Origin of the sequence: Cohnella endophytica, from assembly GCF_003628305.1 — a bacterium.
GTDB classification, from domain to species: Bacteria; Bacillota; Bacilli; order Paenibacillales; family Paenibacillaceae; genus Cohnella; species Cohnella endophytica.
Window position 1 is genome coordinate 136600 of the sequence record NZ_RBZM01000003.1, and the last position, 12722, is coordinate 149321.

At 52.8% G+C, this 12722-nt stretch carries 9 protein-coding genes; 4 read left to right on the forward strand and 5 right to left on the reverse strand.

All coding sequences use genetic code 11. From position 1 onward, the window contains the following. Nucleotides 1-68 precede the first annotated feature (68 nt). The 4 genes from D7Z26_RS05980 to D7Z26_RS05995 form a co-directional block, all read right to left on the reverse strand. Nucleotides 69-4133, reverse strand: a complete 4065-nt coding sequence (locus tag D7Z26_RS05980) for a DUF5695 domain-containing protein (protein WP_120975154.1) — start codon at nucleotides 4131-4133, stop codon at nucleotides 69-71. A gap of 247 nt (nucleotides 4134-4380) precedes the next feature. Further along, a complete protein-coding gene (locus D7Z26_RS05985; RefSeq protein ID WP_120975155.1) occupies nucleotides 4381-5421 on the reverse strand; it encodes a LacI family DNA-binding transcriptional regulator in 1041 nt (346 codons plus the stop codon). 196 nt (nucleotides 5422-5617) lie between these two features. Next, on the reverse strand, nucleotides 5618-6430 hold the full coding sequence (locus D7Z26_RS05990) for a histidinol-phosphatase (RefSeq protein ID WP_120975156.1): 813 nt from the start codon (nucleotides 6428-6430) through the stop codon (nucleotides 5618-5620). A 22-nt stretch (nucleotides 6431-6452) separates the two neighbouring features. Next, the gene (locus D7Z26_RS05995) at nucleotides 6453-7355 is read right to left on the reverse strand and encodes a LysR family transcriptional regulator (RefSeq protein WP_120975157.1); all 903 of its coding nucleotides are present in this window, start codon (nucleotides 7353-7355) and stop codon (nucleotides 6453-6455) included. 202 nt (nucleotides 7356-7557) lie between these two features. Between D7Z26_RS05995 and D7Z26_RS06000 the strand changes: the two genes are divergently transcribed. The 3 genes from D7Z26_RS06000 (at nucleotide 7558) to D7Z26_RS06010 (ending at nucleotide 11163) form a co-directional block, all read left to right on the forward strand. After that, the gene (locus tag D7Z26_RS06000; protein ID WP_120975158.1) at nucleotides 7558-9135 is read left to right on the forward strand and encodes an MDR family MFS transporter; all 1578 of its coding nucleotides are present in this window, start codon (nucleotides 7558-7560) and stop codon (nucleotides 9133-9135) included. A gap of 9 nt (nucleotides 9136-9144) precedes the next feature. Further along, the gene (locus tag D7Z26_RS06005) at nucleotides 9145-9714 is read left to right on the forward strand and encodes a PadR family transcriptional regulator (protein ID WP_120975159.1); all 570 of its coding nucleotides are present in this window, start codon (nucleotides 9145-9147) and stop codon (nucleotides 9712-9714) included. A gap of 192 nt (nucleotides 9715-9906) precedes the next feature. Then, entirely contained in the window at nucleotides 9907-11163 is a 1257-nt protein-coding gene (locus D7Z26_RS06010; protein WP_120975160.1) for an MFS transporter, read from the forward strand. Nucleotides 11164-11179: 16 nt separating this feature from the next. Here the strand turns inward: D7Z26_RS06010 and D7Z26_RS06015 are convergent, their stop codons facing one another. Further along, nucleotides 11180-12130 carry a zinc dependent phospholipase C family protein gene (locus D7Z26_RS06015; RefSeq protein ID WP_158602211.1) on the reverse strand — a complete coding sequence of 317 codons (951 nt, stop codon included), beginning with the start codon at nucleotides 12128-12130 and terminating at the stop codon, nucleotides 11180-11182. Between the two features lie 115 nt (nucleotides 12131-12245). Here D7Z26_RS06015 and D7Z26_RS06020 point away from each other — a divergent pair, with 115 nt between their 5' ends. Further along, on the forward strand, nucleotides 12246-12704 hold the full coding sequence (locus tag D7Z26_RS06020; protein WP_120975162.1) for a chemotaxis protein CheX: 459 nt from the start codon (nucleotides 12246-12248) through the stop codon (nucleotides 12702-12704). Nucleotides 12705-12722: the final 18 nt, after the last annotated feature.

The following is a 12722-nucleotide window of genomic DNA, read 5'->3' on the forward strand; positions in this document are numbered from 1 at the left end:
CTAGCATCATCTGCTAGGAAGCGGCCCAGATAGTTACTTTGCTGCTTAGCGGATATTACCGGCCGTTATTAGTACCCATTGACCTTCCACGACTCGACTCCCGTGGAAGTGGTAGCTTTAGCCGTAATATTTAAGCGGATTTTGTTCGTTGATACGGGAGTAAACGTCGTCGTGTTGTATTGGTTGGCTAGCAATCCAAGTCCCGATGGACTTGCGACATTGACCCAAGCCGTGCCGTTCCAGTACTGGATCGAACAGGAGGCGGGAAGATCAATGCCGGCATTGTCGGCGAACCAGTAAACGTCCATGCTCGAAATCGTGTAATTCTGACTGAAGTCGTATTGAATCCATTGCGTCGTATTCGGATTGTTCCAATTGCCGTAGACGGAGTGGCCACGATCGTTGGAACTCGTCGGCGTGTAACCGTCGTTTAGACCCGCCAAGCTTTCCCAAGTGGAGACGAACGATGTACTCGCCGTACCGAGTGGCGCGATGTTGGAAGCGGTGGTGCTTCCGTTATACAACGACGTGATCTCCGTGGCGCTAAGCGCCCTGCTGTAAATTGTGAAATCGTCGATCGCACCGTTCAGATAAGGATCCCCGAATTGGGATTTTCCGATATAGTTCAGCGTAGTGTTCCCCAGGCTGGATGGCTTGAGCGTCATGCTCGTATTCGTGGCAACGAGCGCCCCGTTAACGTATAGTCGCCCTGTCGATCCCGTCAAAGTGACGGCGACATGCGTCCAAGAGCCCGTCGTTAACACCGGAGCGTTTAACTGCTGCTCAGAGCCGTTTCCGCTAGTCGTAATAGCGAATCTCAGACCCGAACCGCCGGCTCTCGGCGCAAGGAACATATAATTGCTCGTTCCGGTGCCGAAGTCGAAAATGCGAGCCCAATCGCTTAATGCGGTCAACTTCACCCAGGTCGAAATCGTAAAGTCGTTCACATTGCTTACAATGCCTGAAGGCAAGCTAGCATAGGCGTTCGTGCCGTTTAAGCCAAGGGCGTTGCCCGCATGACCGGCTACCCATGACGTTCCGCCGGTTAAGGTCGCGTTTTTCCCGTTACCCGAAGAATCGGCGGCCGTCGTACCCGTTGATTCGTTGAATAAATAGTTCGCGATAACCTCGGGCACCGGCAATGCGGCATTCACCGTATGGGTAACCGTGGAGGACGAAGACAGGCTTCCGTCGCTCGCGGTTAGCTTGAATACGTACGTTCCCGCCGTAGACACGGTAGCGGTTGTATTCAACGCGCTAGCATTCGCGAAGGTAGCCGTGCCAGGGCCGCTTTGCAGGCTCCAAGTCGTCGTCAGCGTTCCGTTAGGCAAGCCGTCGTCGGTCGCCGTTCCAGCCAGTACGACATTGGCAGGCAAGGTGAACGTCGCATTCGTTCCTGCGCTAACGACCGGAGCCGTATTCGCCGGAGGCGTACCTTGCTGCAGCTTCACATCGTAAGTTGCGGCAGTACCGATGCTCAAGTTAATGGTCGCTTTATTCCCGGCGGTCACGTTCACGCTGCCGGCGGCAACGTTGTTCACCAAGATGTTATAAGAGCCTGTTGCTAGACCGGAGAAAGTGACTTTCGTCGTATGCGCGGAGCCCGTCGTTGAGTTCTTTAACGTGAAATTGACGTAGTTCTTGGCGATGGCAACTGTAGCGGCCGTATATTTATCGCGCTCAAGCTCCATGCCGAATTTCTCCGTGATGAGATTGAGCTTTTGGAAGACGCCGTCCTTCGGCGTAACGGAATAATTTCCTCCGCTTGACGTGACGTCGCAGCCATAGCAATAGAGCCCGAAAATCGGATCGACCGCGACGTCGGAGCTAAGAATTTTGATCGCTCCGAACAGACCGAGATCCGCTTCCCCGGACATTCCCCTCCAGCCGTTGAACAGCGGGCCTCCATCCAAGCCGAGCGCTCCGTTATTCCCTTTGCTCGATTGATACGTCCAGGATACGGCTCCGATGTTGGCAGGGTCCGAACTGATCTGCCCCGAATTGATCGCGCTGATGTTAGCGATTTTAGCCGCATAGGACAGTCGTTGATCTACCGCTGCATTCGTGGAGTTATTGCGTGTCCAATCATCCATCGCATAGCCGGCCAACGATACCGTGTATTGGAAGTTCCACCACGGCTCGCCGGTAATCGTAACCGGATCGGCATAGAAGTACCAAAGCGGCATTTGACCGCGCGTCGCGCGCGTTTTCGTGTTGATCTTGCTTTGGATCGTACTGTTGTTATTCATTTTGGCGAGCGTGTACACGGCCTCTTCGCCCGTATTGTCGTAGTTGTATTCCGAGCCGTACGGATAAGTCGTGTTTTTGAAATTGTTGTATTTGGTCGCCATCTTCGCGATCATGTCGTTCGCTTGCGTCGTCAAGCCCTCGTCCTGCAGCGCTTTAATGATGTCCGGCGTCGTCATTTCTCCCATTAAGCCCGTATTCCAGTTATAGGAGACCGGCCCGTCGTACAGCGCCTTAAAGATGTTATACGCCCTTAGAAGATAAGTGTTTTTCGGATTGGCGTAGGTGATCAAGTCCGGGTAGAGCTTGGCGATTTTGTACATGCTGAAGTACGTGTTGTATATATGCGGATAAGCGTATCCCCGGTAAGTCGGGGTCGTGTTCGGAGAGGCCATTAGAAAATCGTAGATGAGGTAATCGGAGTGATGGCCCGCCATCAAGTTCGTCCAGATCGCCGTCTCCAAATATTGATCTACGGCCGTAACTTCGGACGCCACGGGAGTCTGAACGTTTTTCTCGGCTAGGAACTGGGCATGCGTATAACCCCAATCGTCGCCCCAGCCCCAATACCCCGCGAAATTGTTCCGTTTGGCTTTGGTTTGCATCATCCAATCGTCGAACACCTTGTCTTTGATATTACCGGGAAGGTTCCATTGCTGGTTGTTCACCATAAACGTAGAATGTCTTTGCAGCGCGGCGTCGATCGGTTCGATCGCGTAAAATTGCAATACCGTCTTCTCCCCGCTGCCGTAATTGACCGTGATGTTATTAGGCCCCAAATGGTTCATCTGCAACGAATATACTTTGTGATCGGTTCCAACGGTTCCGAGCGAAGCGATCGTCGTCTCGGACGGATATTGCGCGGTAACGGAAGTAATCGCTTTGGAAGTATGGAGATCGAACTTCGCCGTTTGATTCGTCGGGACGATCATGCCCGGCACGACGCTGACGTCGATCAGTCCTTCGGCGTACAGTTTGTCTTTTAACGCTTGGTCGTTAGCCGTCTTGAAAAATTTGAACGAATAAGTCTTGCTTGCATTCGGCGCAAGCGTAAGGCTCGTGTTCGGGAGGTATCCCCGGTTGGTACTTTTGATGACGTTGGAGTGGATGTAGTAAACGGTAAGGCCTTCTGGCCAGCCTCCTTGATCCGCGGACCACTTGCTTCCGGGATGCTCTTCGACGCGCCAGTTGTCCATGTATTCGAACCCGGCTCCCGTCGTCGAATCGGGTATCATCAGCAAAGAGGAACCGATGCCGCTCGGACGCTGTGCGGTCATATAGGAGCTGTTATTTCCGACGAACGAATGAGATACGACGCGGGTTTCATAGATTTGTTCGTTGCCGCCGCCCGACCAGAACTCGTTGAAGGGCAAGGGAAGCCCGAAGTCGCCGATCTCGAGCGTTTGGGTGCTCGTATTCGTAACGTTGATCGACCAAAGGAGATAGTCGTTCACGAGCGAATACGTTTCAACGACCTTGAAATTTTTGATGCCGTCGGTATTAGCCGAATTCTGGTAAGTGACCGTGACCGTATTTCCGCTCTGGCTTTGCGTTCTTCCGTCCGCGGATTTGCTGGTCCATCCGTTCGTCCAGGCGCCGGTGCCCAATCTGTACTTGAACATGAGCTCGCCGAGCCATTGATGGTCGGCTGTATTCTGGTTGGGAGCGTTCGTGGCGTTCATGACATAGTTGGTCGGGAAGGAGTCCCCTACGAGCTGCAGCGAGGTAATCTCGCCGTTCGACCCGGTCTGGACGTTGAAATTCGTGTTGGAGATCGTATAAGCGGAAGCGAGCTTCGGTAACGCAATCAGGAATATAGCGGTTAAAACGAACGATGTTGCGAGCATAAGAATACGTTTAGTATTAGGTGCCGCCTGCGTTAGCATTAATCATTCCTCCTTCTATTCTCCTTGTTATCAGCGGATTTCCTCCATCTGGCTGTCCGTTCTTTTCTCTAGGACGGGTGCGGATTATCGGAAGGCGATCACCTCCTTCAATGTAAAAAAACCTTCGGGCAATGAGGCAATTAGTAATGCATTCGCTGGGAAAAGGGAGTGGAGGACTGGTGCGAATAGAGTGCGACGGATGGTATGCACATTTATCTAAACGTTTAGATTTATAACTAAAAATAAATCACAAACGTAGAGGAGGGGCTACGGAATCTCTTTCGATCAGCTTGCAATTGGGTAAAGGGTTGTTCGGGATGGGTTCGCCTTTGATCAATAGCGCCAAGGATTCCATCGCTTGATATCCGATCTCGTGCAAAGGCAAATCCATCGTCGAAATGCGGGGAATCAAATATTCGCTGAACTCGCGGTTGTCGAATCCGATGACGGAGAGCTCTCTCGGAATGAGGACGCCGACTTCCGCGGCCGCGCGCAGAACGCCTACGGCCATCACGTCGTTCATTGCCAGTATCGCCGTGGGAGGTTCGTTCAGCTCCAGCAATTCCATCGTGAGCCGATAGCCGGACTCCGCTTCCCAGTTACCCATTTTCATCAATTGGGGGTCGAAGGGAAGATTGTACTCCATTATCGCTTTGTAAAATCCGTTGAATCTGAGGCGGGAGGGAATCGAATCCATCATTCCCGTAATGACGGCGATTCTCTTATGGCCTTGTTTGACCAAATGAGCCATCGCGTCGTAGGAGGCTTGTTCGTCGTTGTATTGGAGGGAGACATCGTTTTGCGTATAACAATAAGCGTATACGATCGGCTTACCGTATGTATCGAACAATCCGGTAAGATCGCGGGGGTGGATACCGATATAGATAATGCCATCGACCTGTTTGCTTAGGAGCTCCGAAACGGCGTTCGCGGCAAAGCTGCGATAAGAATCCACCTGATCGAAGTTACGGCTTATTCTTTTGTCTAACCGGAGATTGGTCAACAAAATATGCATGTCGAGTTTATCCGCGCAGTCATTGATTCCGTCTATGATTTCCGGAACGTTAAATACGGTAACGTCTTCGGCGATTACTCCGATCGTGTTGGTCCGCTTGCGCTTAAGGCTCTGAGCGGCGTTATTGGGCTTGTAATTCATTTCCTCGATAACCCGGAGAACCCGTTCGCGGGTTTTGGGTCTCACGTTCCGAGTACCGTTGAGGACGTACGATACGGTAGCGATGGAGACATTAGCCTTTGCGGCGATTTCTTTGATCCCAATGTCGGCCAATGTTTCACCCCGCACCCCGATTATCTAAACCTTTAGATTTGCTTCTATTAACGTTATAACACATCCGGGATTTTTCTTGCAAGCGCTTTATTTCGCGCGATGGCGAATCGGAAAATGCGGCATATTTTTACATAAAAAGGGAAGTCCCTGGATCTTCATAGACCTAGGGGCTTCCCTTTTCGTGAGTTGGCTAGTTTTACAGCGGAACGACGACTTTCTGCTTCCCGCGGAAAAATACCCAGCGGCGGAATCCGAACTCGCGCAGACGTTTCTGCACGAGCTCCCAATCGTCGCCGATCCGTTCCGGTACGTGCGCATCGGATCCGAAGGTCACGTCGACGCCGAAATGCCGAGCGCGCTCCAAGATCGCATGAGAGGGATACCAGCCTCCAACGTCTTTGGTTTTACCGCTCGTGTTGATCTCGATGGAAATATCGTTCGCGGCGACGGCCTTAAGAGCTTCGTCGATCTCGGCTTCGGCGCCCGAGATGTTCGCGAAATCCGGGTAGTAGCCCTTCATCGCGTCGATATGCCCGAGAACTTGGAATAGGCCGCTGCCGGCCGATTGTCGGATAAGATCGTAATAGTGTTTTTTCTCGTCGAGTTGTTCGTCTTCGTTCTTGCCCTTCCAACGATTCCGATTGAAGATGCTGACGCCTCTGGTCTGATGGACGGATCCGATAATGTAGTCGAACGGATAAGGCTCGTATGAGGCCCGGTACAACTCGATCTGGTCGACGTAGAAATCGGATTCGACTCCGAGCAACACTTCGATTCGATCCTTGTATTGCTCCTTCAGGCGCAGCACCTCGGCGACGTAATTAGGGAAGTCGCTTCGGGCCATCGCGATGCCGGGTTGAGGTTGATCCAGCTCGTGCGCGAAATAGGGCGAATGATCGGAAATGCCGATCACATGCATGCCGGCTTCGATCGCCGCTTCAATATAATCGCTGATCTTGCCTTGCGCGTGTCCGCATCTATCATGGTGCGTATGCAAATCGAATTTCATGTGATCTCTCCTCGCGTGTTCGTTATTCGCTGCCGATGAATTGATCCTCCGGCATCCCTTTCAGGTCGTTCAGGAATTGGAGCATGGCGCTGTTCACGTATCGTCCGGTTTTCGTCATGACGCCGACGGGGTGGCTGACCTCGAATTCGTTGACGGGAATCATCTTCAGCGTTCCGAGTCGAAGCTCGCTGGATATCGACAGCTTCGAGATGACGGCGGCCCCCATGTTCAGCTCGACCATCCGTTTGACTTCCTCGCTGCTGCCCAGCTCCATGACCTTATTCGGCTCGAGGCCGTACTCGCGGAATATCCGGTCTACGAAGCGGCGACCTAACGTATCCGGGGACAACATGATTAGGGGAATATCCTTTAGCATCCCGATCGTAATCCGCTTCTCGGATGCGAGCTTATGCCGCGGAGCGACGACGAACTGAAAGGTGTCGTAATACAGGATGGAGGTTTCTACTTGCGGGCTTCTGTCGGTCAAGTATCCGATTCCGATGTCGACGGTTCCGTTCTCTACGCTAGACAGAACTTGCGTGGAGGACATGGATACGATTCTTGTCTTGATAAGCGGATATTGGTCCTGGAAATAGGATAACACCCTGGGCAATATTTGAATCGCGATCGATGTCGTCGTACCTAAAACGATATGTCCTTGCGGGACTTGATTGAGATCGGACAGCTTCTGCTTCAATTGCTCCACGATCGCGAGAATCTGCTCGGCATGCTCGAGGAACACTTGGCCGCGGTCCGTTAAGGTCACGGGATGGTTGCGGTCTACTAGCACCGCTTTGAATTCGTCTTCGAGGTTCTTGATTTGCGCGGAGACGGCGGGTTGCGTCAAGTTGAGCACGTCGCCGGCTTTACGGAAGCTAAGCGTCTTGGATATCGTTACTAACGTCTCCAATTGGCTAATGTTCAATTGATCTCCCCCTCTGGAATCGAATAAATTTATCATTTCATTCGAAGGATATAAAAAAGCTTTGTCGTTCTTACATTATAGGGGATTATTAAAATCGTCGCAAAGGGTTGAATGTTACTCAAATTTGAGTATACTATCATTTGGGTATTCAAATTTGAGTAATATCATACCGAACAATCGGATTGATGAAGGGGTTAAGATTATGGATGCAAAGAAAAGCAGCGTTAAGCTCGTCGTAGCGGGCTTGTTGCTCGGACTGTTCATGGCATCGCTCGATCAGACGATCGTCTCCACGGCGATGACTACGATTATTAAGAAGCTCGGAGGGTTCGAAAGCTTCATTTGGGTGTATTCCGCCTACATGATCGCAATGGTCGTATCGACGCCGATTTTCGGCAAGCTGTCCGATATGTACGGTCGCAAACGGTTTTTCCTGTTGGGACTATCGTTGTTCTTGATCGGTTCCATCCTGTGCGGAACGGCGACGAACATGGATCAACTGATCATTTACCGCGCGATTCAAGGAATCGGCGGCGGCGCGCTTATGCCGATCGTATTCACGATCATTTTCGATCTGTTCCCCGCGGAGAAACGCGGTAAGATGATGGGGCTATTCGGGGCCGTATTCGGATTGTCCAGCGTTTTCGGGCCGATTCTCGGCGGCACGATTACCGACAATATCAGCTGGCGTTGGATTTTCTATATTAACGTCCCGATCGGCATTCTTTCGATTATTTTCATCCTTAGAGGGTATCACGAATCCAAAATTACGAAAAAGCAAGTCATCGACTGGTTGGGAGCGATTCTGCTTACGGCCGCGATCTTGTGCTTGATGTTCGGGCTGGAGCTCGGCGGCACGGACGGCTGGGCATGGGGTTCCGCGAAAACGATCTCGTTGTTCGTCGGCGCCGGAGTATTGCTCGTATTATTCCTTCTGGCGGAAAGAGTCGCCAAAGACCCGATTATCAAGCTTAGCCTGTTCAAAACCCGCTTATTTACGGGCAGCATGGGAGTCAGCGCCCTGTACGGCGGCGTTATGATGGCATCCGCGACTTATATTCCGATCTTCATCCAAGGCGTCTTCCACAAGACGGCCACGCAAACGAGCACCGTGCTCACTCCGATGATGCTTGGCGTCGTAATCAGCGCTCAGCTCGGAGGAAGAATCGGCATCAAGTTCCGTTACCGCGACGTGATGATCGTCTCGGCGTTGACGTTGATCTTGGGTTCTTACTTGCTCGGATATGTCATGGATCCTACGACGAGCCAATTCACGATCGGCGTGTTTATGGTTATCGTAGGTCTCGGCATGGGCGTTTCGTTCTCGCTCTTGAACATTTCGACGTTAAATGCCGTACCTCCGCAACACAAAGGTTCGGCGTCTTCCCTGATCACTTTCTTCCGGACGATCGGCTCGGCGCTCGGGATCACGGTGTTCGGCACGCTTCAAAAGCATGACTTCCAAGAGGGAATCAAACAAATTCCGAACATCCCGGCCGAGATGGCCGAGAAAATCAAAGGCGGTCAAGCTTTGCTCGATCCCGAGGTACAAGCGAAAATGCACTTGCCGCCGGAACTCGTAAATTCGTTGCTTGCCAAGCTTTCCGACTCGATTTTGTTTATCTTCCAATGGTCGATCATCTTGCCGATCATTGCTCTCGTGTTCATCTTCCTGATGGGCCGGGCACGCATGGAAACGGCGAAGCCGGGCTCGCAAGGCGCCCCCGGCAAACAAGGGAAGCAAGGCGAAGGCGGCAAGCCGGAACCTTCCTTCCACTGAGGCTAAGCGATGTCCATTAAACTGCTCGTGCTCGGTCTGCTTATGGAGAAGGAGTGCCACCCTTACGAAATCCGACAGACGATCAAGGGGCGGAATTGGGACCAGACTTTTCGGGTGAAGGACGGTTCGCTGTATTACGCGGTCGATCAATTGAGGCAGGACGGCTTTATCGAAGTGGCGGAGACGATTCCGGTTTCCGGCGACAACCGGCCGGATAAGACCGTGTACCGCATAACGGAAAGCGGAAAGTCGCAATTGCTCGAAATGCTCTATTCCCAGATGACCCAAGGCTTCTACCCGCAACATCCGCTGTTCATGACGCTGCCGTTCGTCCGGCATACGGACTTGAAGCGCGTCGAAGAGCTGATCGAGAAACAGCTGGAAGCCAGCTTAGGCCGGATCAGCCGTCTCGAAGGCGTATTGGAGATCAAGAAAGAACGGCTTCCCAGAGGCTCCGTCCTGTTGATCGAAGGAATACTGCGCTTTAACAAGACGGAGCGGGAATGGCTGGAGGATTTGTTGAAGGAGGCGCGTAACGCGCGTCTGGCCGAAGGCCCGGCTCCTAAGCCGGAAGAGTGATGACATAAGCCCGATTTATCGCGCGAGGAGAATTTTGCATCCGCGGTAATTCGGGCTTCTTTTCCGTTCGGCGCGTATTTGCGGAATATTAAATCCGTCTAAAGTCCGTCGGAGGCACAGGAAAAAGTAAGCCGCCTGTCGAATGATTCCGTCAAACAGAGCTAGAAAGTAGCGGGAAGAGGCGACGACACGATGAACGAGAAGAAGAAAATCCGGGCATGGGTAATGTACGATTGGGCGAATTCCGCCTTTGCGACGACGATTATGGCTGCCGTCATGCCGATTTACTTCATTAGCGTGGCGGGAGGCACCGACGGAAGTTGGAGTTTTACCCAGACGGCCGCGGCGATCGTCGTGGCGCTATTATCTCCGTTACTTGGGGCCATCGCGGATTATAGCGGCAGGAAGGTGTTTTTCCTTCGGGCGTTCACCATTATCGGCGCTCTCGCGAGCGCGGGGCTTGCCTTCGTCGGCACGGGCGACATGTGGCTGGCTTCGGTACTGGTCGTCATCGGGATGGTCGGTTTCGGGACGGGAAATACGTTCTACGATGCTTTGCTGAACGATATCACATCTCCGGATCTTCGGGAGGGAGTAAGCGCGCGCGGATATGCGATGGGCTATCTGGGCGGGGGGCTGCTGCTTGCGGTTAACCTGGGTCTCATTCTGGGCTGGGACAAAATCGGATTGCCCGACAAAACGGCGGCATCGCAAATTTCTTTCGTTTCGGTAGGCATATGGTGGCTCGTGTTTTCTTGGCCGCTGTTCCGTAATCTGAAGGATCAACGATCGGCCATCGCCGGCGGGCTGCGGGATACCTTGAAAACCGGCTCCCGCCGATTAGGCGAGACATTCTCTCAGCTAAAGAAGTATCCGGAGCTGTTAAAGTTCATGGTCTCGTATTGGTTTTTCTTCGACGGCATCAATACGATCATCGTTATGGCGGCAAGCTACGGCACGACGATCGGGATCGAAGATAAAGATCTCATTACCGCGTTGTTGATCACCCAATTCATCGGGTTCCCGGCAACGCTGGCGTTCGGTAAAATGGCGGATCGGTTAGGGAGCAAGAAAATGCTGTACGGCTCTTTAGTCACTTATTTGATCATCGTCATCCTCGGGTATTTCATGACGAACTCGCTCCACTTTTACTTGTTGGCGTGTCTTGTCGGCCTCGTGCAAGGAGGGTCGCAAGCCACTTCGCGGGCAATCTTCAGCAAGATGATCCCTCAGGGCAGAACCGCCGAGTTCAATGGATTCCTGAGCTTTACGAGCCGGTTCTTTTCCTTCGGCGGGCCGCTCGTCTTCGGCATCGTGAAGCTGGTCAGCGATTCGAGCCGTTCGGCGCTGCTCGCCGTCGCGCTCTTCTTCGTCGCGGGCATCATTCTGCTCACGTTCGTCAATCTGGCGAAAGGCGAGAAGGAAGCCGAACAGCCGTATTCTGTATGAGGCGGAATCAACTTCATTACCTTTGCGGCACGACGGATTCCGCATAAGTAACGGGGATCCCGCCGCAAGGCAGCCCGGTTTCATAGGATAAATCCTGGAGCAGCTCGCTGAACGAAACTTTCAGTAGGGCTGATTCTTCGTTCGTCTTCGCATCGAGCCAAGAGATCGCCGCGGCCGTCGTCGCGTGCGCATCCTCCAAAGCCCGGTCCCATAGCTCGTCAGCGCTGTCATGATGGACGAGCGTACGGTCCGTCGGATCGATCCAAGGCTGCTTGGCATCGTTCAGTACGTCCCAGTCGGGTATTTGCAACGGCGGAGAGAAAGGCGACAATTGACCGAAAGCGACCCTGCCTTTCCAACCGGAAGGGTCATAGAATAGCCGCTGCGCTCGAGTCATCTGGGCGATGGCGCCGTCAAGTTGCTCCGCCGTAATCTTGCCGGCTATGGCGGGATAATGCTCGGAGACGACCCGCAGGAAATCGGAGGAGAATTCGCCGGGGAGCCGTCCTCCGGTATCGATGTCGGGAGCGACGGGAGTCGAACCGGTATGCACGCCGGCTCTTCGCATCAGAATCGCGGAATCCATCGCCGTCTCGTAACGTTGATGGTGCCACTTCTTGAAGCCGGAACGGCTGAAGACGAACGGATGGAGGTGACGGTCGAGAATATGGTGCAACAAAAAGCCCAGCGTATATGCGATCGCCGGATCCGCGAACGGACGCTTGCGTGCCTCGTCGAATAAGGAAAGAAGGAACGGGCCGCATCGGACGTTGTGCATGAGGGAGCCGAGACGGTTAAGCTCCGTTGACGGTTGCCAAGGCAGAAAATGATCGTAAAAAAGGAAATCCGGACCTTGGCAGCCGATCCGGAATGCGTTAAGCCACTCTTTCGCGAGAGCATTCCTGTCGATATGAAGGACGTCTAAGACTTCGGTCCCAAACCGGATATGGGCCCATATGTTCGGCATAGTTCTCGCTCCTTTGACAAAAATCAGTGTACTTGTACTCTTGATTTCAGTATAATGAGGGAAAGCGGTTACGGCTAGCGGTTTAATCCAGTTAGGAAAAGGGGCGCGTTCAGACATGAAGGCTGAGTACATCAACCCATTTTTGGAATCCGCGCGCATGGTTATCGAACAAATGGTGCAAATTCGTCCCAGTACCGGCCAACTGTCGATCAGGGACATTAAATTTGCGGAAAACCATGTGTGGATTCAAATCGGATTGACGGGACATATGACCGGAGACATCGTGTTCGGTTTAAGCGAGTCGGTGGCGCTGCGGATCATTTCCGCGATGATGGGCGGCTACGCGATTACGGAAATCGACGAGATGGGCAAGAGCGCGATTTCCGAGCTTGGCAACATGATCAGCGGCAACGCAAGCACGATGCTTTACAATCAAGGCGTTCACGTCGATATTACGCCTCCTAAGATTATGGGCTCCCATTTCGCCTCGGCAACGGGCGCGAGCAGGGCATTGGCGGTTCCTTTGATCATGGACGGCATCGGCGAGATGGAGATTCAAGTATTAATCGCTTAATTACGACCGACTCTATGT

Bases quoted from the DNA above. Each gene is read 5' to 3' on its own strand.
- D7Z26_RS06020 (WP_120975162.1), top strand. From the start codon at position 12,246: ATGAAGGCTGAGTACATCAACCCATTTTTGGAATCCGCGCGCATGGTT.
- D7Z26_RS06005 (WP_120975159.1), top strand. From the start codon at position 9,145: ATGTCCATTAAACTGCTCGTGCTCGGTCTGCTTATGGAGAAGGAGTGC.
- D7Z26_RS05990 (WP_120975156.1), bottom strand. From the start codon at position 6,430: ATGAAATTCGATTTGCATACGCACCATGATAGATGCGGACACGCGCAA.
- D7Z26_RS06010 (WP_120975160.1), top strand. From the start codon at position 9,907: ATGAACGAGAAGAAGAAAATCCGGGCATGGGTAATGTACGATTGGGCG.
- D7Z26_RS06000 (WP_120975158.1), top strand. From the start codon at position 7,558: ATGGATGCAAAGAAAAGCAGCGTTAAGCTCGTCGTAGCGGGCTTGTTG.
- D7Z26_RS05980 (WP_120975154.1), bottom strand. From the start codon at position 4,133: ATGCTAACGCAGGCGGCACCTAATACTAAACGTATTCTTATGCTCGCA.
- D7Z26_RS06015 (WP_158602211.1), bottom strand. From the start codon at position 12,130: ATGCCGAACATATGGGCCCATATCCGGTTTGGGACCGAAGTCTTAGAC.